This is a genomic window from Streptacidiphilus sp. BW17, from assembly GCF_041262485.1.
Lineage (GTDB): Bacteria > Actinomycetota > Actinomycetes > Streptomycetales > Streptomycetaceae > Streptacidiphilus.
Genome location: NZ_JBGCCR010000006.1, coordinates 217,544 through 239,592, shown reverse-complemented (window position 1 = coordinate 239,592; position 22,049 = coordinate 217,544). Strand labels below are relative to the sequence as shown.

The following is a 22,049-nucleotide window of genomic DNA, read 5'->3' as shown; positions in this document are numbered from 1 at the left end:
GAGAAGCAGGGAAGCGGAAGCGGGGAAAGCAAAGACAGGAGTACCGACGGCGTCCCCTCCCCCGGGGGGAGTTGGGAGGGGACGCCGCCTCCGTCGGCTCACCGGCCGTGCAGGGCAGGCGAACCGACGGGGGTGCGACGGTCGTCGATCAGCGGGCCGGGCGATCCCGTCCGACGACCGTCACAACTGGGGCCGGAGCCATCAGGGAGCTGATGGACCGTCAGCCCATGTGCGGGTAGCGGTAGTCGGTCGGCGGAACGAAGCTCTCCTTGACCGAGCGGGCGGAGGTCCAGCGGAGCAGGTTCTGCGCCGCGCCCGCCTTGTCGTTGGTGCCGGAGGCACGGCCGCCGCCGAAGGGCTGCTGGCCGACGACGGCGCCGGTGGGCTTGTCGTTGATGTAGAAGTTGCCGGCCGCGAAGCGCAGCTTGTCCATCGCGTGGGCGATGGCGGTGCGGTCGGTGGCGAAGACGGCGCCGGTCAGGCCGTACGGCGAGGCCGCGTCCAGCTGGGTGAGCGTGGCGTCCCAGTCGGCGTCCTCGTAGACGTGGACAGCCAGGATCGGGCCGAAGTACTCCTCGCGGAAGTACTCGGCGGCCGGGTCCGAGCCGACCAGGACGGTCGGGCGGACGAAGTAGCCCACCGAGTCGTCGCAGCTGCCGCCCGCGAGGACCTCGACGTTCGGGTCAGCGGCGGCGCGCTCGAGTGCCGCCTTGTTCTTGGCGAACGCGCGGGCGTCGATGACCGCGCCCATGAAGTTGGACAGGTCCGCCACGTCGCCCATGGTCAGCGACTCGGTCTGGGCCTTGACCTCGTCCTTGATCCGTGCCCACAGCGACGCCGGCACGTAGGCCCGCGACAGCGCGGAGCACTTCTGGCCCTGGAACTCGAACGCGCCACGCACCAGCGCAGTGGTGAGCGAGGCCGCGTCGGCGGACGGGTGGGCGATCAGGAAGTCCTTGCCACCGGTCTCGCCGACCAGCCGCGGGTAGGTGCGGTAGGAGGCGATGTTCTCGCCGACCGACTTCCACAGGTGCTGGAACGTCGCGGTCGAACCGGTGAAGTGGATGCCGGCCAGGTCCGGGTGCGGGAGCACGACCTCGGAGACGGCCAGGCCGTCGCCGGTGACCATGTTGATGACGCCCTTGGGCAGGCCCGCCTCCTCCAGCAGCTGCATCAGCAGGTGGGCGGCGAACTGCTGGGTGGGGGACGGCTTCCAGACCACGGTGTTGCCCATCAGCGCCGGGGCGGTGGGCAGGTTGCCGGCGATCGCGGTGAAGTTGAACGGCGTGATCGCGTAGACGAAGCCCTCCAGCGGGCGGTGGTCGGTGCGGTTCCACACGCCGGGCGAGGAGATCGGCTGCTCAGCCAGGATCTGGCGGGCGAAGTGGACGTTGAAGCGCCAGAAGTCGACCAGCTCGCAGGGGGTGTCGATCTCGGCCTGCTGCGCGGTCTTGGACTGGCCGAGCATGGTCGCGGCGGCCAGCGTCTCGCGCCACGGGCCCGAGAGCAGGTCTGCGGCGCGCAGGAAGACGGCGGCGCGGTCGTCGAAAGACAGCGCCCGCCACGCGGGACCGGCGGCCAGCGCGGCCTCGACCGCGTCGCGTGCGTCCTGCGCGGTGGCGTTGCGCATCGTGCCGAGCACGGCGGCGTGGCGGTGCGGCTGCACCACGTCGATCGGCTCGCCGCCGCCCAGGCGGCGCTGGCCGCCGACGGTCATCGTCAGCTCGACCGGGGCCTGCGAGCCCAGCCGCTTCAGCTCGGCCTCCAGCCGGGCCCGCTCCGGGCTGCCCGGGGCGTAGCCGTGCACCGGCTCGTTGACCGGCGCGGGAATCTGGGTCACAGCGTCCAACACGCGCGTTCTCCTCGTTGAGACGTCCAGACGGACGGGACGTTCGGGCGGATCAGTGCTCCTGGGCCACCTGGCAGCTCACCAGGTGAATCCAGGGGCATCCAGGGGGATCGTCGACCGACCGGGCGTGGTTCGCACGTCGGCGCGGTCCGTCGAGTCACACGCTAGGCCCGTACGAAGCGCTCCTCTTTGTCCGGGCGCATAAGATCTGACCATGGAGCATGTCCGATCGGACAACACTGCCGAAGACCCCCAGGAACCGGCCCGACCGGCCCCACCGGTTCCGCCGGTCGAGCCGGACCTCCCGCCGGAGCTGCCCGTGCCGCCGGTCGAGCCGGACCTCCCACCGGAGCTGCCGCTGGTCCGTCCCGGTGGCCTCTCGCTGCGCCAGCTGCTGATGTCCCTGGGCGAGCCGGTGGTCGAGCTCCAGTGCGCCCCGGCGGGGCTGGACGTCGAGGCGGTCGACGTTGCCCTGCTCGACCCGGAGGACCCGCCGACCGCGCGTCCGGGCGAGCTGGTGCTGGCCATCGGCGTGCGCGGACGCGCGGCGATCCCGGCACTGCGGGCCGCGGCACGGGCCGGCGCGGCGGCGGTCGCGGTCCGCATCGACTCCTCCGCGCAGCGCGAGACGCTGCGCGACTTCGCCGAGCAGGCCGGGATCGCGCTGCTGTCCGTCCGCCGCGAGGTCCGCTGGGAGCACCTCGACGCCCTCGCCCGCGCCGCGCTCGGCAGTGGCCGCCAACTCCCGGGCGGCGCCGTGGAGAACGGCGCGGAAGAGGGCGACCTGTTCGCCCTGGCCCAGACGACTGCGGTACTGACCGGTGGCATCGTCAGCATCGAGGACACTGCCAACCGGATCCTCGCCTACTCGCGCTCCGCCGACTCCGACGAGATCGACGACCTGCGACGGCTCACCATCCTGGGCTGGCAGGGACCGGAGCCCTATCTGGCCAAACTCCGCGAGTGGGGCGTCTTCCAGCGCCTGCGCGCGGGCGACTCGGTCGTCGCGATCGACGAGCACCCGGAGCTGGGGCTGCGCCGCCGTCTGGCGGTGGCGATCCGGTCCGGCGAAAGGCAGTTGGGGACGATCTGGGTCCAGGAGGGCGCGACGCCGCTCGCCGACCGCGCCGACCAGGCCCTCCTCGGCGCGGCCCGGGTCGCCGCGCTGCAGCTGATGCGAAGGCGACGACTCGTCAGCTCGGAACTGAGGCTCACTCAGAATCTGCTGTCCGGCGTCCTCCAGGGCACCACGGCGGCCCAGTCGCTCGCCGGCCATCTCGGCCTGGACGCCAAACGACCGGCCGCCGTCCTGGGGTTCGCCCTGCCGGGCTCGGACGAGTTGCACCGCGAGGAGACGCTCAGCCTGATGGCGGTCCACGCAGCCGCCCGCCACCGCAGCGCACTGGTCGCCGCAGCGGACGAACGCGTCTACGTGCTGCTGCCCGAACTCCCCCACGGCATCGCCGCGGTGACACTTCTCGGCTGGGCACGCGAACTCGCGGAGGCGGCGACCCGGCACCTCGCGGCGGCGACGGCGAGCGCGCCCGTCCGCGGCGCGGTGGGGACCGTCTCCGCCGGACTCGTCGGCACCGCCGCGTCCCGCCGCGAGGCGGACCGGGTGCTGGACGCGATGGCGTCCGGGCAGGTCGACGCCCAGGTCGCGGAGATCACCCAGGTGCAGGCCCAGGTCCTGCTGGCCGAGACCCTCGCCCTGCTCGCCGCCGCCCCGGCGGTCCGCGACCCGCGCCTGACCGCGCTGCTCGCCCACGACGCCCAGCACGGCGGCCAGTTGGCCGCCTCGGTGCTGGCCTGGCTGGACGCCTTCGGCGACGTCCGCACGGCAGCGGCAACCCTGCACATCCACCCCAACACCCTCCGCTACCGCGTCCGCCGCGCCGAACAGCTCACCTCCCTCGACCTCAGCCGTCCGGAGGACCGCCTGCTGGCCATGCTGCAGCTCCGCCTCTGACCACGACCGGGCTGTAACCACGATCGGGCTGTGGCCACGATCGGGTGAATCGGGTCAGAAATCTCCCAACGCCGGGCCGCGGTCAAGCCCGCCCAGGGCTCCCTGGCTGCGGAGGGCCTCGCGCCGAGTGCCGAGGAATCGGCCGACGCCGAGGCCTACGTCAAGGGCGAACTGTCGGCAGACGAGATGGTCGAACGGGCGTTGTCCCGTCACCGACCGACGCCTGACCGCCTCGTTGGCTGAGGGTCACTGCCGGGGTGGCGCGTCGTGCCAGGTGCGCCAGAGGTCGAGCCAGGAGGCGCGGGACTGCACCCGCAGTTCGTGGAGGAGACGGGCCTCCTCCGGGGAGCGGGCGCTGCCGGGGGTGGCCGCGATGCCCGGGAGGTCCAGGCGGTGCCAGTCGCGGAGCCAGGCGCGTTGGGCGGGGGCGCTGCGGACCTCGCTCTCGAACGCGGTGAACCGGATGCTCTCCTCCAGGGCGGCCTTGCCCTCCGGGGAGTCGGGGAACCAGTCGGCTGCCTCGGAGAGCGAGACCATGTGGTTGACCAGCGCGGTCACCGACTCGTTGGCCTCGTCGTGGTCCTCGCCCGCCAAACGCATCTGCTGACGGACCGCCTCCTCCCAGAGGTCCCCGTGGCGACCCGCGTCGCGACGCGGGAGGCGCGGCACGCGGTGTTCGCGCACGGCAGCCTCCACCCGCAGCGCGTGGGCGACGCAGTAGTCGACCAGCTGCCGGTGCGCCGCGAGGTTCAGCGGCGGGTCCGCCGGGCCCTGCTCGGACTCGGCCGCAGACCGAGCCGCAGGCGTCGCGCCCGGCTGCCCGGCGCGACGACCCTCGTCAAGCCTGCGGCGCCGCACCAGCAGGGCGTTGAGCAGCGCCTGGCGCCCGACCGCGTACGGCTCCAGGTCGTGGACGACGCGCAGCGCCACCCGGTCGGGGTCGACGCCGCGGCCGGTGACGGTGAGCACGACGCGGCCGTCGGGCGCGCGCAACCGCGCGGCCCAGATCGGGCCCTCGCGGCGCAGGAGGGCCTCCACCGGAACGCCGTCCACGGGCAGGCGCATCTGCGACTCGACCGCCAGCCCCGCGAGCACGTCCCCCGTCGCACCGGGCGACTCGTCGATGCCCGCATGGCTGAACAGCCGGTCGCGCTCGTCCTCGACGATGTCGGCCAGGCCGTACTCGATCGTCCCGGCGCCCGCGTCCGCATTGGCGACCTGGAGCCACGGGCCCTCCGCGGTCATCGGCTCGCCATGGCAGAGCACGACCTTGACCAGTACGCCGTTGGTGATCTGCCACTCCGTCAACGCGGGCGAGGGCAGCAGCGGCGCCGTGGGCGCGTAGAGCGGAAAGGGACAGGAGGAAAGGGTGTTGAGGTCGGCTTGCGCCGCGTCGCGCCACAAGTCGTCCGGGCTGTCGAACCTGCCGAAGCTGCCGCCGCCGAACTTCACCACGCCTCCCCTTCACGTCGCGCTCCACCCTACGGAGTGACGGTCCTCGCGTGCACCATGCTCTGGATTACCCGTACGCCGTACGGCTGACGCACGAACGGCACGAGCACGTCTGCGCCACACCGACGCCCGCCGCGCGTCAGCGTGGTGGCATGACGCATGCTCACCCCGTGCACCGCACAGGTCGATCCGCCGCTGCACGCCTCCTCGGCGCGACCGCCCTGCTCCTCGCCACCGCGCTGCCCGGACTGGTCAGCCTGCCCGCAACCGCGCACGCCGAACCCTCCCCCGCGCGTGCGGCGCACCTCGGCGGCGTCCACGACCCGGCGCTCGGCGCCTCCCCCGAGCACTGCACCGCGCCGATGGAGGCCGGCAACGGCGGCGCGTTGGCCCTGCTGCTCGACTGGCCGGACCGTCCCGTGACGCCGGGAACGACGCAGGTGCTCGGCATCCACGTCACCAACCTCAGCGCCCGGTCGACCACCGGCCCGACACAGGTGGTCGTGCACAACTTCGCACCGAACCGGCTCAGCGCGGATCCGAGCCTCCACCCCCGGACCACGGCGACGGACCTGGCCCTCTCGCTCCCGGCCGACCTCCCGCCCGGCGCGACCGCGTCCGCAGCGGTGACGATCGGCCTGGGCGCGTCCATCCCGCCGGACACCACCGAGCACTGCTCGGTCACCGCGACCGGCGGCGGCCCGGACGACCGGGCGACCGCCGCCTACGACGTGGTGACGGGCGCTCCAATCGTGCATCTGACGGCGGCGGTGCTGCCGCTGTCGGCGCGGCCCGGGCAGACCGTCATGGTCCAGGCAGTCTTCGGCAACACGGGACCGTCGAACGAGTACACCGGCCCGGCCGTCTTCACCTTCACCGCTCCCGAGCACACCCACTGGACGCAGCCCCACGCCTACCGCTGCACGCCGGACGCAGCCACCCCGGACCACCCGGCCGCCACCCGGCTCAGCTGCAACTACCCGGGCGCACCGCTGACCTGGCGCAACGAGCTCGAGCAGCTCCCCCTCACGGTCGACACCGACGCCGTCCCGGGCACCACGCTCACCGGCGGTCGGGTCGACGCCACCGATCCGTTCGACCCGACCCCCTTCCGGGGGGCGGAGTTCGGCGTCACGGTGAGGCGCTGAGGAGCTGAGGAGCTGAGGCGCTCACACACTGACGGTCGGTCAGATCCTGTCGGCCGTCTTCCCGCTCGCCCGCCCGTCGATGCCGTCCAGCAGCAGCCGCAGCGCCAGCTCGAAGCCGCGCCCGTCCAGCCCGCTCGCACCGCCGCCCCTGGCGAAGGAGCCTGACAGCGCGTCGGCCAGCGCGGGGTACTCGGGGCGGTAGCCGTCCGGTTCACGGGTGAAGCCTGCGGTGAAGGTCTCCAGCGCGGAGCCGAGCACCAGGTAGTCGAGCGCGGCAGCGGTCTCCGCGGCGTCGGCGGGGTCGAGTCCGGCGCGGCCGAGCGCGCCGAGCAGTGCGTCGTAGCCGCGCAGCGCCCGGTCGGCCTCGACGCGGCGGCGGGCCAGCAGCGCGATGGTGTTCGGGTGCCGCAGGAAGACCGCGCGGTAGCCGTGCGCGTACCCGGCGAGCCCGGCCCGCCAGTCCGGGTCGGCCAGCGGGGTGTGGTCGATCTCCTCGTTCACCAGCTGCGAGACCGCGTCGACCAGCGCTTCCTTGCTCTCGACGTGGTTGTAGAGCGAGGCGGCCTTGACGCCGAGACGCTCGGCGAGCGCGCGCATGGTCAGGCCGTCCGCGCCCAGCTCGTCCACCACGTCCAGCGCCGCCGCGGCGATCCGCTCGCGCGTCAGCAGCGCCCTGCTCGGTCGGCCCACGCCGCAAACTCCCTCTTCCGCAGTCGGCATTCGACGGCTATCGTGCCAGATCAATCCGACTGACTAACTAAGTTAGTTTTATGTCCCGAAGAGGAGGCCGCACCTTGGCGACCGACGAACCCGACCAGCACGACAGCGACCGGCTGGAGGCCCTCGGCTACCGGCAGGAGCTGAGACGCAGCCTGAACGTCCTCGGCAACATCTCGATGGGCTTCGCCGTGGTCTCCCCCGTCGTCGGCCTCTACGCCGCCGCGCAGGTCGGCATGAGCGTGGCCGGGACGGCGTGGGTCTGGGCGCTGCCGCTCTGCCTGCTCGGCCAGTGCCTGGTCGTCTGCGTCTACTCCGAGCTCGCCTCGCAGTGGCCGCTGGCGGGCGGCGCGTACCAGTGGAGCCGCCGGCTGGCGAGTCCGGCCTTCGCCTGGCTCAGCGGCTGGATGTGGCAGTTCGCGGTGATGTTCGGCAACACCACCGTCGCCTACCTCGCCTCACCCTGGCTCTTCGCGCTGTTCGGCACGGTGCCGACACCGACCGAGCAGGTACTGGCCTCGGTCGGCTTCATGCTCTTCTGCACGCTGGTCAACGCCTACGGGATCAACTTCCTGCGCTGGTTCGTCAGCCTCGGCATCGCGGCGGAGGCGGTCGCCTCGGTGCTGGTCGGGGTCACGCTGCTGCTGGTCTTCCGGCAGCACGGATTCTCGCTGCTCACGAACTTCCTCGGCGCCCCGAAGGGGCTGGGCGTCAGCAACCTCGACGGGTTCCTCGCGGCGGTCGCGGTCGCCGGGTGGGCCTTCATCGGCTTCGACGCCTGCGTCTCGACGGCCGAGGAGACCAAGGACGCGGCACGGCAGGTCCCGAAGGCCATGTGGTGGTCGCTGCTCAGCGTGGGCCTGGTGGTGATCCTCAACGCGATCTCGGTCGAACTCGCCCACCCCGACCCGGCCGAGGTCGTCGCGGGCAAGGACCTGGACCCGGTCACCACGGCCGTGACCCACGCCTTCGGCGGCTGGGCGGACAAGCCGTTCGTGCTGGTGGTGCTGGTCAGCTTCACCGCCTGCCTGATGGCCTCCCAGGGCGGCGCGGCCCGCGGGCTGTACTCGCTCGCCCGCGACGACGTCTTCCCGTTCGCGAAGCACGTGCGCAAGGTCAACCGCCACAAGGCCCCGATCGGCGGGCTGGTCGCCGCCACGGTGATCAGCTGCGCGGCGCTGCCGCTGGGTCTGAACACGTCGGCCATGGGCAGCTTGATCACCTTCGGCAGCGCGGCGACGTTCGTGCCGTTCTTCCTGCTGACGGTGGTCGCGCTGGTCGCGCGGCTGCGCGGCAGTTGGGCCCCCTCCGGCGCGGTCCGCTACGGGCGTCTGGGGACGCCGCTGAACGCACTGGCCGTGCTGTGGACGGGCTTCGAGGTCGTCAACATCTGCTGGCCCCGCGCGATTCTCGCGCCTGTCGGCGCGCCCTGGTACCAGGTGTGGGCCGCGTTGCTCGGCGTGGGCCTCGTCTGCGTGGCGGGGGTGGCGTACCTCGCCGTCCGCAAGCCCCACCTGCGCATGCGCGCGGCAGACGAGGACCGCCCCCTCGGCGACGAGCTGGCGCCCGCGGTGCTGTAGTTGCACTGCTTGAGGGGCGCGGGGAACTGCGCGAGCAACCACCCCGTGCGGATGGGCCTGCTCGTTCAGCGACACACCACACTGGGTGGCTTGTCGCGCCCACGCGGCGGAGCCGCACACGAGCAGAGCCCCGCGCCCCTGCCGGAGGCGCGCGTCAGCGCCCCGCGGACTTGGCCTTGAACGCCGCCTTGCGGGCCTGCTTGGCCACCGACTTGTCGGGGTGCAGGGCCCCGACCGCTTCCAGCACCGCGCGGGTGTAGGTGTGGTCGACGCGCCACATCTCCTCGAAGAAGCGCTCCGAACCGTCCGGGCCGGGCAGCATGCGGATCAGTTCGAGCATGGGCTCCTCCTCACCGCCGGTGTCGATCAGCTGGGCGGCCAGCGCGTCGACCGTGGTCCAGAGGACGACGTCCCGACCGGGCGTGGGGAAGTCGGTGACGCCGCGTTCGGTGAGCCACGCGCCGGCGATGCCCGCGAGCTCGGGGTCGGTGAGTGCCTCCCGCGCCGCCGGCTCGGCGGGAGTGCCGAGGTGACGCAGCGCCACCTGGCAGTACAGGCGGCGGACCGGCGCGACGAGGTCGTCGCCCCGCGCAGCAGCCAGCAGCTCGCTCGCGGCCGGGAGCGGCTCCCGACCGGCGATCCACTCCAGGATCTCCTCCTCCGGCAGCACGTTCGGCGACTCGCAGATGCCGCGCAGCAGCGCCTCCGCGTCACCCTGCGCGTGCTCGCCGATCAGCGGTGCGTCGATGCCGTCCTCGAGCAGCCACTGGCGGACGCCGAAGACGCCGAGGTCGGTCAGGCGGACATGGCCGAAGCGGTCGACGTCCGCGTCGTCCAGCTCCAACTCGCCGCCCTCGCCGCCCTCGCCGAAGGTCGACTCGTCCTCCTCCTCGAAGAGCGCCGGGTCGATCGGGCGGTAGTCGAGCATGCCGAGGTCGGCCAGGTCCTGGAGCATCGGGTCGAGGATGACCATGGTGTCGGTGATCTCGCCGAGCAGCTCCTCGGTCGGGTCCTCGCCCTCGGGGACGACGAGCAGGGCGGCGAGGACGCCGAGTGGCAGCGTCTGCTCGGTGCGGGTCGGGGCGAGCGCGCGGGTCTCGTAGAGGACCTGGAGGGCGTCGTCGAGCAGGCCCTGAGCCTCGTCGCGGGCTTCCTCCAGCCGCGAGTACTCCTCCTCGGACTCGTCCTCCTCCTCGGTTCCCTCGGCTCCGGCCGCCACCTCCGCCAGAACCTCGTCGTCCTCGGAGTCCGCAGAGTCCTCCTCGTTCTCCCCGTCCTCCCCGTCCTCCTCGTGCTCTTCGTCCTCGTCGTCTTCTTCGTCCTCCTCGTCCGCCGCGTCCGCCGCGTCCCGGGCGGCCTCGACGTCGTCCAGCGCCGCCTCCACCGCCGTGGCGGCGATGATCGACGCGGAGGTCAGCCAGTCGTCCAGGATCGCCTCGACGTCACCGGACGCCAGCCGCTCCAGCTGCGGACCGGCGACGCCGCGCTCGGGTGTGTCGGCCTTCTCGGGGTTGCCGTCGGCGGCGGACTCCAGCACGACCAGCTCCAGGTCGACCGCCAGCGCCCACGCGCGCTCGATCTCACCGATGTCCTCGGACTCCAACTCCAGCGCCTTCACGGCTGCCGCGGCCTGCTCCTCGGGAAGCTCGCCCCACTCGTCGACGGGCTTGCCCTCGCCGACCCAGCGGGCCAGACCGATCGCCTGGGCGAGGAGCGGCGAGGCCAGCGCAGACTCGGCCAGCGCCTCGGGCGCCGCCAGCCGGACCGGCGGAACCAGGATCAGCTCCTCTTCCTCCGCGTCCTCGGCGTCCACCTCGCCGACGGTGCCGGGACCGCCGGTGGCACCGTAGAGGGTCTCCAGGTCGAGGTCCGCGGGGAGGGCCCGGCCCTCGTCGCCGGAGCCGTCCTTACGACTGCGCGCTGCCATGATCCGACCTGTCTCTCGCTCGCCCCGGACCGCCGGGAACCCGATGTGTTCCAGCTGGAGCCGCCTGACCACCTGGGCGGCCAGACCCTGGGCCGTCACGCCGTCAGGACCGACGTGAGCAACGGCACAAGCGCTCCTGAGCCGAGAGTAGTCCCTGGTAGGCCCCGTTGCCGTTTCCCTTGACAGGCGGCCAGGCCGTATCCTCCGCTGGGCTGATGCGCACACCCCGCGCCGAGGCTCCGCACCCCCTTGCACGCCTGCTCCACCCGGACCCTCCCCCAGCCTTCGGCCGGGGGCCCGCACCCGGCAACACCCCGCCGACCCGGCCCGGAGCCCAGACGCCAGGAGACCCCTGCCATGGCGGAACTCTCCCCTGCCTCGACGCGCCTTCGTGAGGCCCTGCTCCCGCTCGAACTCGCTTCCCCCGAGCGCCTGCGCACCCCGACGCTGAGCCGTTGGAACGCGCTGCGCGGCGTCCGAGTGGGCCTGACCGTCGCGGTCCTGCTGCTCCTGCTCATCGGAGCCAACCTCGCGACTCCCCTCTATCCCGCGCTGCAGACCCGACTCGGTCTGAACCCGGTGGACACCACCGTCCTCTTCACCATCTACGTGTTCGCCCTGGTCCCGGTGCTGGCCGCCGTCGGCCACTGGTCCGACCAGCTCGGACGCCGGGCGCTGGTGCTCCCGGCGGTCGTCCTCGCTGCGGGCGGCGACGCGGTCTTCGCCACCGCGAACGGCCTCGGTCAGCTGGCCGCCGGGCGCGCCATCCAGGGCGTCGCCGTCGGTCTGGCGACCAGCGCGGCCGGTGCGGCCCTCGCCGACCTGCTGCCGGACCGGCCCGCCCTCGCCGCCAAGCTGACGCTGGCCGCCTCGGCAGGCGGCGTCGCGCTCGGCCCGCTGCTGGGCGCGGCGCTGGCCCAGGGCGCGGACCCGGTGGTCACGCCGTTCACCCTGCACGCGATCGCACTGCTGGCGCTCTGCATCCCGCTGGCCATGCTGCACCCGCGCGCGCCCGGCCACCACGCCGCCCCGGTTCGCGTGCCGGGTCGGCTGAGCCTGCGCCCCCGCGCGCTGAGCCTGCCGCGGCAGGGCCGCGGGATCTTCCTGCTGGCGGCGGGCACCGGGTTCGTCTCCTACGCGGTCTTCGGCGTCTACCTGAGCCTCGCGCCCAGCTACGCGGCCTCACTGCTGCACACCCACGCGCCGATCGCGGGCGCGGGCGTGGCCGCGCTGCTGCTCGGCTCGTCGGCGGTCGCGCAGCTGCTGGCGCGCCCGACCCGGTCGCGGGCCGTGCCGGTGCTGGGCATGTCGGGCCTGGCGCTCGGCCTCGGCCTGGTCGTGCTGGCCGGGTACGCGCACCTGCCCGTGCTGCTCTTCGTCGGCAGCATGCTGGGCGGCGCGGCGCAGGGGCTGGCCTTCCGAGCCCTGTTCGCCCGCGCGGTCGCCGCGATGGAGCCGGAACGCCGCGCGTCCCAGCTCAGCGCGCTGTGGGTGGTGGTCTACCTGGGCAGCTCGCTGCCGATCGTCGCGGTGGGCTTCCTGGCCCGCGCGTACGGCATCCTCCCGGCGGTCACGGTGTTCGCCGCCGCCGCGGGAGCTGCCTGTGTGGGCCTGGCGGTGGCGTCGGCCCGGTCGAGTCAGTAGCCGTCTTCTGCGCCTGCGGCTCGACGAGCTCGCCGCTCACCACCCACGGGCGATCGTGCCGCCAGCCGAGCCCGGCTCGTCGCTCCTCCGCGATCCGGGCCCGGATGACCAGCAGATCGACGAACGCGATGAGCGCGAGCAGGCCGCAGACCGCGGCGAAGCCGAGGAAGGTGTTGCGACCGCTGACGTCGCCGGGCTTGGCGTTGACGGAGACGAACGCGAAGAAGCCGGCGGCAAGGAGGTAGAGCGGCCCGAAGATGGCGGCGAGGAGCCGCCGCGCGGGCAGGTCGCTCAACGCGGTCGACGGCTCGCTCCCGCTCCTCGCCCGGCGGCGGGCAGGCGGGGACTCACGCGCGCCCGAGCCCACCGGCGAGGTCAGCGCGCGCGGCGGCGGGCGATGCCCCCGGCCGAGCGCGAACTGCATACGCGGCCCCTACCCCGAAAGGGACGTTGCACTCACCCCAGGGGCGCGGGGCTCCGCTGATAAGCGGCTCCGCCGCACGGGCGCGACGAGCCACCCTGGGAGGGAAAGCTCCGAACGTTCAGGGTTCATCCGCACAGGGTGGTGTTCTCGCGCAGTTCCCCGCGCCCCCGAGGTGCATGGCACCTCGCCCGCAGATCCGCGCGCCCCCGAGGTGGCTGCAACGTCCCTCTTTCGAAAGAGGTCACATCCGCCCCGCCGGCTGGCGGTCCTGTGGCCGCCGGGGCGGAACGGGCGTGGCCGGGAAGTCGCGGGGGCCGGTCCACAGCGCGGGGACCGCGTCCGCCCAGCGGCAGAGCTCGTAGGCGATGGACTCGTAGTTCACGCGCCAGCCGCGAAAATGCTCCCACGCCTCCTCCACCGGGCGTTCCTTCGCGAAACCGGTCGCGGCGATCATCGCCACGGCCGCGTCGAACTCGGCGAAGCTGAGCCGGATCGGCGTGTTCGGCTGCGGGTCGGGGTCGAAGGAGATCCGCATGGTGCGGGCGATGTCGCGGAGCGACGAGAAGCCCGCGCGCAGGACCAGACGGGCCTCCGGCGGCGCGGACTTCGGGGCGATGGAGAGCTGGATCGCCGCCGCGTCCATCACCGCGAGCAGGCTGACGATCCAGCTGCGCTGCGGGCGTGGCGAGCGGAACGAGAGCAGCAGCGGGTAGTTGGAGTGGCTCTCGCCGATGTCGGCCGCCAGACGCTCCCAGTCGCGGTAGAGCGCGGGCAGCGCGGTCTGGGTGTCTACCAGCCACTGACGGGCCAACAGTTCCGGTCCCCACGCGGGTTCTCCGGCGCGGGACTCCAGCAACGTCACCTCCGTCTCGCGACGGTTGTACGCGCCGTACAGCGTGGGCAGGTACGCGATCTGCAGCGCGATGATCAGCGGACCACTGGCTGCGGCGAGGAAGTCCAGTCCGGAGAGCTTGAGCCTGCTGCCACTGGCGAAGCCGAGCGTGAACAGGCTCGACCCGGCCTCCCGCACGGCGGTGCCGAAGTCCAGGGTGGACAACCCGTACAGCAGGCACGAGTACGCGAGGAGCATCCCGCCGAGCCACGCGGTCAGCATGCCCAGCAGCACCAGCGGCGCGAGCCACGCCTGCGCACGGTCCATGGCCCGGAACGTGCCGAGGGGCGCGGCGGAGAGCCGCAGCAGGTACCGGAAGCTGCGGGTCAGCCGGAAGACGAGGGCGGAGTACAGCCCCCTCGGAACCACGAGCGTCCGGAGCACGCTGCTGACGACCATGATCAGCAGCAGTACGCCCAAGGCGATGGAGAGAGCTCTCATAGATCACATTGTCTTGCAAACGGCTTCAGGGGCGCGGGGAAGCCGCCCATCGGCAGAGCCCCGCGCCCCTGAGGGGGTGCAACAACCTCTTGGATCAGACGTTGAAGCCCAGCGCCCGCAGCTGGTCGCGGCCGTCGTCGGTGATCTTGTCCGGGCCCCACGGCGGCATCCAGACCCAGTTGATCCGCAGATCCTTGACCAGGCCGTCGGTCGCCGTGCGGGCCTGGTCCTCGATGACGTCGGTCAGCGGGCAGGCCGCCGAGGTGAGCGTCATGTCGATGGTGGCCACGTCGGCCTCGTCGACGTGGACGCCGTAGATCAGGCCCAGGTTGACGACGTCGATGCCGAGCTCCGGGTCGACGACGTCCATCAGGGCCTCCATGAGGTCCTCGACGGCGACGGAGCCCTTGCTGACACTCTCGAACTCGGTCGCGGCTGCGGCCTCCGGGGCCGCCTCCGCAGTGGTCTCAGTGGTCTCGCTCATGCGCTCTCCTTGACGGGCGCGTCGGCCAGGGCCTGCGCCGTGGCGTCCTTCCAGGCCATCCAGCTCAGCAGGGCGCACTTGACGCGCGCCGGGTACTTGGAGACGCCCGAGAACGCGATCGCGTCCTCCAGCACCTCCTCGTCCCCCTCCAGCTGGCCCTTGGACTGCATCAGCTCCAGGAAGGCCTCCTGGATCTTCTGGGCCTCGCCCAGTTCCTTGCCGACCAGCAGGTCGTTCAGCACCGACGCGCTGGCCTGGCTGATCGAGCAGCCCTGGCCCTCGTACGAGACGTCCTTCAGCACGGTCCCGTCGAGCTTGACGCGCAGCGTGATCTCGTCGCCGCAGGTCGGGTTGACGTGGTGCACCTCGGCGTCACCGTCGCGCAGGCCACGGCCGTGCGGGTGCTTGTAGTGGTCCAGGATGATGTCCTGGTACATCGAGTCGAGCTTCATCGACCGCCGCTCCCTTTCCGACTAACCGAAGAAGGCGCGGACGTGGTGCAGCCCGTCGATCAGGGCGTCCACCTCCGCCTCGGTGGAGTACAGATAGAACGACGCCCGCGTGGTCGCCGGAATTCCGTAACGGAGGCAGACCGGACGGGCGCAGTGGTGGCCGACGCGCACGGCGATGCCCTGCTCGTCCAGCACCTGGCCCACGTCGTGCGGATGGATGTCGCCCAGAGTGAAGGAGATCGCCCCGCTGCGACCCTCGGCCGTGGCCGGGCCGATGATCCGCAGGTCGGGGACCTCCTGCAGGCGGTTCACCGCGTACTCGGTGATCGTGTGCTCATGGGCGGCGATCGCGTCCATGCCGATGCCGTTCAGGTACTCGATGGCCGCGCCCAGACCGACCGCCTGCGCGATCGGCGGGGTGCCCGCCTCGAACTTGTGCGGCGCGGGGGCGTAGGTCGAGGACTGCATGGAGACGGTCTCGATCATCTCGCCGCCGCCCAGGAACGGCGGGAGGTCCTCCAGCAGCTCCTGACGACCCCACAGGACGCCGATGCCCGTGGGCGCCAGCATCTTGTGGCCGGTGAAGGCGACGAAGTCGGCCTCCAGCGCCTGCACGTCCAGCGGCATGTGCGGGGCGGCCTGCGAGGCGTCGATGACGACCAGCGCGCCGACGGCCTGCGCCCGGCGGACGATCTCCTCGACCGGGTTGACCGTGCCCAGGATGTTGGAGACCAGCACGAACGAGACGACCTTGGTCTTCTCGGTGATGATCTCGTCGATGTTGGACAGGTCCAGGCGGCCCTCGTCGGTCAGGCCGAACCACTTCAGCTTCGCGCCGGTGCGCTGCGCCAGCAGCTGCCACGGGACGATGTTGGAGTGGTGCTCCATCTCCGTGATGACGATCTCGGAGTCGGCGTCGACCTTGTAGGGCTCGTCGGCCCAACCAAGCATGTTGGCGACCAGGTTGAGCGACTCGCTCGCGTTCTTGGTGAACACGACCTCGTCGCGGCTGGGCGCGTTGATGAAGGACGCGACGGCGTCACGCGCGCCCTCGTACAGCGCCGTGGCCTCCTCGGCGAGCGTGTGCACGCCGCGGTGGACATTGGAGTTGTGCAGCTCGTAGTAGTCCGTCAGCGCGTCGAGGACCTGCCTGGGCTTCTGCGAGGTGGCCGCGTTGTCCAGGTAGATCAGAGGCTTGCCGTTCGGCAGGATCCGGCCGAGGACCGGGAAGTCCTTGCGGATCGCGTCGACATCCAGCGTGCGAGAGGTAGGGATCACTCGGCTGCACCGCCCTTCACGTACTGCTCGTAGCCGTTCTCCTCCAGCTGGTCGGCCAGCTCGGGGCCACCGGAGGTGACGATCTTGCCGCCGGCGAAGACGTGGACGAAGTCGGGCTTGATGTAGCGCAGGATGCGCGTGTAGTGGGTGATCAGCAGGGTGCCGACCTCACCGGTCTCGCGGGCGCGGTTGACGCCCTCGGAGACGATGCGCAGCGCGTCGACGTCCAGACCCGAGTCGGTCTCGTCGAGGATCGCGATCCGCGGCTTGAGCAGCTCCATCTGGAGGATCTCGTGGCGCTTCTTCTCGCCGCCGGAGAAGCCCTCGTTGACGTTGCGCTCGGCGAAGGCCGGGTCCATCTGGAGGTCGGCCATGGCCTCCTTGACCTCCTTGACCCAGGTGCGGAGCTTGGGGGCCTCGCCGCGGATCGCGGTGGCGGAGGTGCGCAGGAAGTTGGAGACGGAGACGCCGGGGACCTCGACCGGGTACTGCATGGCGAGGAAGACGCCTGCGCGGGCGCGCTCGTCCACGGTCATCGCCAGCACGTCCTCGCCGTCCAGCAGCACCTCGCCACCGGTGACGGTGTACTTGGGGTGGCCGGCCAGCGAGTAGGCCAGGGTCGACTTGCCGGAGCCGTTCGGGCCCATGATCGCGTGGGTCTCGCCCTGCTTCACGACCAGGTCGACGCCCTTGAGGATCTCGCGCGGGCCGTTCTCGGCGTCGACGGAGACGTGGAGGTCGCGGATTTCAAGCGTTGCCATGGACTCAGGACTCCTGGGTGACGGAGACGAGCACATCGTCCCCTTCGATCTTTACGGGGTACACGGGGACGGGCCGGGTGGCGGGGAGGCCCGAGGGCTTGCCGGTGCGCAGGTCGAAGCGCGAGCCGTGGAGCCAGCACTCGATCGAGCAGTCCTCCACCTCGCCCTCGGACAGCGACACGTTGGCGTGCGAGCAGATGTCGTTGATGGCGAAGACCTCGCCCTCGGCGGAGACGATCGAGACGGCGATGCCGTCGACCTCGACCCGCTTCGGGGTGTCCGCCTCCAACTCACTGAGCGCGGCGACGCGCACGAAGCCGTTGCTGCTCATCCGACCGTGGCCTCCAGCTCGGCGTCGATCTTCTCGATCAGACGCTCCTGGAGCTCCGGCAGGCCGATCTGCTGGACCAGCTCGGCGAAGAAGCCACGGACCACCAGGCGACGGGCCTCGTCGGCCGGGATGCCGCGCGACTGCAGGTAGAAGAGCTGCTCGTCGTCGAAGCGGCCGGTCGCGGAGGCGTGGCCGGCACCGACGATCTCGCCGGTCTCGATCTCCAGGTTCGGGATCGAGTCGACCCGCGCGCCGTCGGTGAGCAGCAGGTTGCGGTTGAGCTCGTAGGTGTCGGTGCCCTCCGCCTCGGCGCGGATCAGCACGTCGCCGACCCACACCGCGTGCGCGTCCTGGCCCTGCAGCGCGCCCTTGTAGGCGACGTTGGAGCGGCAGTGCGGCGTGTCGTGGTCGACGAAGAGGCGGTGCTCCAGGTGCTGCCCGGCGTCGGCGAAGTACAGACCGTAGAGCTCGGCCTCGCCGCCGGTGCCGCCGTAGATCACCCGCGGGTGCAGGCGCACGACGTCGCCGCCGAGGGTGACGATGACGGACTTGAAGGTCGCGTCGCGGCCGATCAGCGCGGTGTGCTGGGCGGCGTGGACGGCGGTGTCGTCCCAGTCCTGGATGGAGACGACGGTCAGCTTGGCGCCGTCACCGATCAGGTACTCGACGTTGGCGGCGAGCACGGCGTCACCGGTGTGCTCGATCACGACCACGGCCTCGGCGAACGCGCCGACCTCGATCACCTGGTGGCCGTAGGCGACGCCGCCCTCGCCGTGGATGGTGATCCGGACCGGCTCGGTCAGCTGCGCGTTCTTCGGGATGGAGACCAGACCGGCCTTGCCGAAGCTGCTGAACGCCTGCGCGGCGACGCGGTCGACCGGCTTGCCGGCGGCGCCCACGCGGGCGTCGTCGCGCTCGACGGCGGTGACGAGGACGCCCTCGGGGGCGGTCACGTCGACCTTGATCGCGCCGGAGCTCGCCTCGGCGGTGCCGTCGTGCAGGCCCCCCAGGCGGTGCAGCGGCGTGAAGCGCCAGTTCTCCTCGCGGCCCTGCGGGACCGGGAAGTCGTTCACGTCGTAGGACGCGACGGCCTCGGTGCGGGCATCCGCAGGCTGTGCGGCGAACTCGCCGGGCACACCGGCGACCTGGATCGAGCCGGAGGTGGTGGATCCCCCGGAGGTGGTGGTGACGTCAGCCATGGCTGTCGTGCTACTCGCTTTCTGGAAAGGACTAAGTGGCAGATCAGGGGCGCTCGGGACTACCCGACGGCACCTTCCATCTGCAGCTCGATCAGCCGGTTGAGCTCCAGCGCGTACTCCATCGGCAGTTCCTTGGCGATCGGCTCGACGAAGCCGCGGACGATCATCGCCATCGCCTCGAACTCCGTCATACCGCGGCTCATCAGGTAGAAGAGCTGGTCGTCGGAGACCTTGGAGACCGTCGCCTCGTGACCCATGGAGACGTCGTCCTCGCGGACGTCGACGTAGGGGTAGGTGTCGGAGCGGGAGATCGTGTCCACCAGCAGGGCGTCACAGAGCACGTTCGACTTGGCGCCGTGCGAGCCCTCGCCGATCTCGATCAGGCCGCGGTAGGAGGTGCGGCCGCCGCCTCGCGCCACCGACTTGGAGACGATGTTGGAGGAAGTGTTGGGCGCCATGTGCACCATCTTGGCGCCGGCGTCCTGGTGCTGGCCCGCGCCGGCGAACGCGATGGAGAGCGTCTCGCCCTTGGCGTGCTCGCCCATCAGGTACACGGCCGGGTACTTCATGGTGACCTTGGAGCCGATGTTGCCGTCGACCCACTCCATGGTCGCGCCCTCGTAGGCCACGGCGCGCTTGGTGACCAGGTTGTAGACGTTGTTCGACCAGTTCTGGATCGTCGTGTAGCGGCAGCGGCCGCCCTTCTTGACGATGATCTCCACGACGGCGCTGTGCAGCGAGTCCGAGGAGTAGATCGGGGCGGTGCAGCCCTCGACGTAGTGGACGTAGGCGTCCTCGTCGACGATGATCAGCGTCCGCTCGAACTGGCCCATGTTCTCGGTGTTGATCCGGAAGTAGGCCTGCAGCGGGATCTCGACGTGCACGCCCTTCGGCACGTAGATGAACGATCCGCCGGACCACACGGCCGAGTTCAGCGAGGCGAACTTGTTGTCGCCGACCGGGATGACCGTGCCGAAGTACTCCTGGAACAGCTCCGGGTGCTGCTTGAGCGCGGTGTCGGTGTCCAGGAAGATGACGCCCTGCTCCTCCAGGTCCTCACGGATCTGGTGGTAGACGACCTCCGACTCGTACTGCGCGGCGACACCGGCGACCAGGCGCTGCTTCTCCGCCTCCGGGATGCCGAGCTTGTCGTAGGTGTTCTTGATGTCCTCGGGCAGGTCCTCCCAGGACTCCGCCTGCTTCTCGGTGGACCGCACGAAGTACTTGATGTTGTCGAAGTCGATGCCGGAGAGGTCGGAGCCCCAGGTCGGCATGGGCTTCTTGCCGAAGAGCTTCAGGCCCTTGAGGCGGAGCTTCAGCATCCACTCGGGCTCGTTCTTCTTCGCCGAGATGTCCCGGACGACGTCCTCGTTGAGACCACGACGGGCGGCGGCGCCGGCCGCGTCGGAGTCGGCCCAGCCGTACTCGTACGTGCCCAGGCCTTCAAGCTCCGGGTGAGCGGTGGTGGTCATGCGGGGTTCCTCCCGGATGCGGCGGTGTCGTCGTCAGTCGTGTCAGTCGTAGGGGGCTGGTCAGTCGATGGGGGCTGGAGGTGGGGCGGCGGTGCCGCCCTGGGCACGAAGGTCGTGCAGACCCCGTCGCCGTGGGCGATGGTGGCCAGCCGTTGCACGTGGGTGCCCAGCAGCTGCGAGAAGAGCTCGGTCTCGGCCTCGCAGAACTGCGGGAACTGCTCGGCGATGTGCGCCACCGGGCAGTGGTGCTGGCAGAGCTGCTCGCCGAGCGGCGCACTGCGCACCGTTGCAGCGTAACCGTCCGCGGTCAGCGCCCCGGCGAGGGCCTGCGCCTTGGCCTCGGTGTCCGGGCACGCGCCCAGCGAACCGGCGTAGCGCTCGGCGTCGCGGGCGAGACGGGCCCGTGCGAAGGCGGCGAGCGCCTCGCGTCCCTTCTCGCCGCCACCGGCAGCCTCTGCGAGGAAGCCGAGGGCGTCGGCGGCGAGCTGGTCGTACGCCTGGTAGAAGGTGCTCCGCCCGGAGTCGGTCAACAGGAACACGCGCGCGGGGCGGCCCCGGCCGCGGTGGCCGTAGACCTTCTGCTCCCGCGAGGTGACGAGCCCGGCGGCGGTCAGCGCGTCGAGGTGGCGCCGTACGGCCGCCTGGGTGAGGCAGAGTCGCTCGGCGAGGTCGGCAGCGCTGGACGGTCCGTGGTCGAGGATCGACCGCGCGACCCGGTCGCGCGAGGACGTGCCGGACTGCGGCGCGGTAGCAGTCGCTTCGACCGCCTCGCGTCCCTCCGCCATCTCGCGCGCGTATTTCACAACGCCATTGTTGCGTAATTCCTTCGGATGCAACAAGCAGAGCTGGTCAGCGGGCGGAGTGCCCTCCATCACTAAGGGTTACCTAAGCACCAGGGCCCGGAGGGCGGATCCAGCGGCGCGAGGAACTGCGCGACAAGCCATCCGTACAGGTGGAGCACCGAACGCAGGGCCATCCGTTCACCCGTGGCGTCTCGCGCGCAGTTGATCAAGCAGAGCCCCGCGGCCCTGGCGAAAGTGCAACGGAACGCCCCACCTAGACTCGTCCGCATGCATGACCACGCCCCCGCCGTCGAGATCCGGGATCTCACGAAGCGCTACGGCGCCAAGACCGCCGTCGACGGGCTGGACCTCACCGTCGCCCGTGGCAGCCTCACCGCCGTACTCGGCCCCAACGGCGCGGGCAAGACGACCACCATCGAGACGTGCGAGGGCTACCGCCGCGCCGACGCCGGGACCGTCCGCGTCCTCGGTCTCGACCCCGTCGCCGACGCGGCCGCGCTCCGCCCCCGCATCGGGGTGATGCTGCAGTCCGGCGGCATCTACCCCGGCGCCCGTGCGACGGAAATGCTGCGGCACACGGCCAAGCTGCACGCGAACCCGCTCGACGTCGACGAACTCGCCGAGCGTCTCGGGCTCGGCTCCTGCGGCCGGACGGTCTACCGGCGGCTCTCCGGCGGCCAGCAGCAGCGGCTCGCGCTCGCGATGGCCGTCGTCGGGCGGCCCGAGCTGGTCTTCCTGGACGAGCCGACCGCCGGTCTGGACCCGCAGGCCCGCCGCGCCACCTGGGACCTGGTCCGCGACCTGCGCCGGGACGGCGTCAGCATCGTGCTCACCACCCACCACATGGACGAGGCCGAGCAGCTCGCCGACGACGTCGCCATCGTCGACGGCGGCAAGGTGATCGCCCAGGGCAGCCCGGAGGAGCTCTGCCGCGGCAACGCGGGCAACACCATCCGGTTCCAGGGCCGCTCGGGCCTGGTCCTGGACACGCTGCTCAAGGCGCTGCCGGACGACTGCACCGCTGCCGAGCCCAGCCCCGGCAGCTACCTGGTCTCCGGCCCGGTCGACCCGCAGCTGCTGGCCACGGTGACCAGCTGGTGCGCCCAGTCCGACGTGATGCCCGAGAAGCTGTCGGTCGAGCGCCGCACCCTCGAAGACGTCTTCCTCGAACTGACCGGACGGGACCTGCGCTCGTGACCACCACCTCCCATGCGGCCACCTCCCCC

At 71.5% G+C, this 22,049-nt stretch carries 20 protein-coding genes; 6 read left to right on the top strand and 14 right to left on the bottom strand.

The genetic code is table 11. The features are described 5' to 3' along the window. Positions 1 to 220: 220 nt before the first annotated feature. Positions 221 to 1,849 carry an L-glutamate gamma-semialdehyde dehydrogenase gene (gene pruA, locus ABH940_RS10370; protein WP_370071577.1) on the bottom strand — a complete coding sequence of 543 codons (1,629 nt, stop codon included), beginning with the start codon at positions 1,847 to 1,849 and terminating at the stop codon, positions 221 to 223. A 214-nt stretch (positions 1,850 to 2,063) separates the two neighbouring features. On the opposite strand from pruA, the gene ABH940_RS10365 reads away from it, so the two are divergent. Together ABH940_RS10365 and ABH940_RS10360 are read left to right on the top strand one after the other, a co-directional pair. Continuing rightward, on the top strand, positions 2,064 to 3,818 hold the full coding sequence (locus ABH940_RS10365; protein WP_370071546.1) for a PucR family transcriptional regulator: 1,755 nt from the start codon (positions 2,064 to 2,066) through the stop codon (positions 3,816 to 3,818). Positions 3,819 to 3,866: 48 nt separating this feature from the next. Further along, positions 3,867 to 4,061 carry an antitoxin VbhA family protein gene (locus tag ABH940_RS10360; RefSeq protein WP_370105120.1) on the top strand — a complete coding sequence of 65 codons (195 nt, stop codon included), beginning with the start codon at positions 3,867 to 3,869 and terminating at the stop codon, positions 4,059 to 4,061. A 3-nt stretch (positions 4,062 to 4,064) separates the two neighbouring features. Here the strand turns inward: ABH940_RS10360 and ABH940_RS10355 are convergent, their stop codons facing one another. Then, on the bottom strand, positions 4,065 to 5,273 hold the full coding sequence (locus tag ABH940_RS10355; protein ID WP_370071547.1) for a hypothetical protein: 1,209 nt from the start codon (positions 5,271 to 5,273) through the stop codon (positions 4,065 to 4,067). A 149-nt stretch (positions 5,274 to 5,422) separates the two neighbouring features. On the opposite strand from ABH940_RS10355, the gene ABH940_RS10350 reads away from it, so the two are divergent. Next, the gene (locus ABH940_RS10350) at positions 5,423 to 6,418 is read left to right on the top strand and encodes a hypothetical protein (RefSeq protein ID WP_370105091.1); all 996 of its coding nucleotides are present in this window, start codon (positions 5,423 to 5,425) and stop codon (positions 6,416 to 6,418) included. Positions 6,419 to 6,457: 39 nt separating this feature from the next. Here the strand turns inward: ABH940_RS10350 and ABH940_RS10345 are convergent, their stop codons facing one another. Beyond that, a complete protein-coding gene (locus ABH940_RS10345; protein WP_370105090.1) occupies positions 6,458 to 7,108 on the bottom strand; it encodes a TetR/AcrR family transcriptional regulator in 651 nt (216 codons plus the stop codon). Positions 7,109 to 7,212: 104 nt separating this feature from the next. Here ABH940_RS10345 and ABH940_RS10340 point away from each other — a divergent pair, with 104 nt between their 5' ends. After that, positions 7,213 to 8,715: an APC family permease gene (locus tag ABH940_RS10340; protein WP_370105089.1), complete on the top strand. Its 1,503-nt coding sequence runs from the start codon at positions 7,213 to 7,215 to the stop codon at positions 8,713 to 8,715. Positions 8,716 to 8,869: 154 nt separating this feature from the next. Here the strand turns inward: ABH940_RS10340 and ABH940_RS10335 are convergent, their stop codons facing one another. After that, positions 8,870 to 10,642: a hypothetical protein gene (locus tag ABH940_RS10335; protein WP_370105088.1), complete on the bottom strand. Its 1,773-nt coding sequence runs from the start codon at positions 10,640 to 10,642 to the stop codon at positions 8,870 to 8,872. Positions 10,643 to 10,999: 357 nt separating this feature from the next. Here ABH940_RS10335 and ABH940_RS10330 point away from each other — a divergent pair, with 357 nt between their 5' ends. Further along, positions 11,000 to 12,286 carry an MFS transporter gene (locus ABH940_RS10330; protein WP_370105087.1) on the top strand — a complete coding sequence of 429 codons (1,287 nt, stop codon included), beginning with the start codon at positions 11,000 to 11,002 and terminating at the stop codon, positions 12,284 to 12,286. On the opposite strand, the gene ABH940_RS10325 is transcribed toward ABH940_RS10330, so the two are convergent. The 10 genes from ABH940_RS10325 to ABH940_RS10280 all read right to left on the bottom strand — a co-directional run bounded on the left by ABH940_RS10325 (position 12,213) and on the right by ABH940_RS10280 (position 20,805). Continuing rightward, on the bottom strand, positions 12,213 to 12,710 hold the full coding sequence (locus ABH940_RS10325) for a hypothetical protein (RefSeq protein ID WP_370071553.1): 498 nt from the start codon (positions 12,708 to 12,710) through the stop codon (positions 12,213 to 12,215). The two genes, ABH940_RS10330 and ABH940_RS10325, sit on opposite strands and share 74 nt — an antisense overlap. A 241-nt stretch (positions 12,711 to 12,951) precedes the next feature. Next, on the bottom strand, positions 12,952 to 14,043 hold the full coding sequence (locus tag ABH940_RS10320) for a hypothetical protein (RefSeq protein WP_370071554.1): 1,092 nt from the start codon (positions 14,041 to 14,043) through the stop codon (positions 12,952 to 12,954). A 94-nt stretch (positions 14,044 to 14,137) separates the two neighbouring features. Next, a complete protein-coding gene (locus ABH940_RS10315; RefSeq protein ID WP_370071579.1) occupies positions 14,138 to 14,425 on the bottom strand; it encodes a metal-sulfur cluster assembly factor in 288 nt (95 codons plus the stop codon). A gap of 98 nt (positions 14,426 to 14,523) precedes the next feature. Further along, positions 14,524 to 14,979 (bottom strand): Fe-S cluster assembly sulfur transfer protein SufU, encoded by a 456-nt coding sequence (gene sufU / locus ABH940_RS10310; protein ID WP_196196415.1) that lies wholly within the window; start codon positions 14,977 to 14,979, stop codon positions 14,524 to 14,526. A 21-nt stretch (positions 14,980 to 15,000) separates the two neighbouring features. After that, positions 15,001 to 16,257, bottom strand: a complete 1,257-nt coding sequence (locus tag ABH940_RS10305) for a cysteine desulfurase (RefSeq protein ID WP_370071555.1) — start codon at positions 16,255 to 16,257, stop codon at positions 15,001 to 15,003. After that, positions 16,254 to 17,018, bottom strand: a complete 765-nt coding sequence (gene sufC, locus ABH940_RS10300; protein WP_370071556.1) for a Fe-S cluster assembly ATPase SufC — start codon at positions 17,016 to 17,018, stop codon at positions 16,254 to 16,256. The genes ABH940_RS10305 and sufC overlap by 4 nt, the downstream gene beginning before the upstream one ends. Before the next feature lie 4 nt (positions 17,019 to 17,022). Beyond that, positions 17,023 to 17,349, bottom strand: coding sequence for a non-heme iron oxygenase ferredoxin subunit (locus ABH940_RS10295; RefSeq protein WP_370071557.1), 327 nt, complete (start codon positions 17,347 to 17,349; stop codon positions 17,023 to 17,025). Beyond that, on the bottom strand, positions 17,346 to 18,548 hold the full coding sequence (sufD, locus tag ABH940_RS10290) for a Fe-S cluster assembly protein SufD (RefSeq protein WP_370105086.1): 1,203 nt from the start codon (positions 18,546 to 18,548) through the stop codon (positions 17,346 to 17,348). Before sufD ends, ABH940_RS10295 begins: the two co-directional genes overlap by 4 nt. Before the next feature lie 59 nt (positions 18,549 to 18,607). After that, positions 18,608 to 20,020: a Fe-S cluster assembly protein SufB gene (gene sufB, locus ABH940_RS10285; protein WP_370071559.1), complete on the bottom strand. Its 1,413-nt coding sequence runs from the start codon at positions 20,018 to 20,020 to the stop codon at positions 18,608 to 18,610. After that, entirely contained in the window at positions 20,017 to 20,805 is a 789-nt protein-coding gene (locus ABH940_RS10280) for a helix-turn-helix transcriptional regulator (protein WP_370071580.1), read from the bottom strand. Before ABH940_RS10280 ends, sufB begins: the two co-directional genes overlap by 4 nt. Before the next feature lie 285 nt (positions 20,806 to 21,090). On the opposite strand from ABH940_RS10280, the gene ABH940_RS10275 reads away from it, so the two are divergent. After that, positions 21,091 to 22,020 (top strand): ABC transporter ATP-binding protein, encoded by a 930-nt coding sequence (locus ABH940_RS10275; protein WP_370071560.1) that lies wholly within the window; start codon positions 21,091 to 21,093, stop codon positions 22,018 to 22,020. Positions 22,021 to 22,049: the final 29 nt, after the last annotated feature.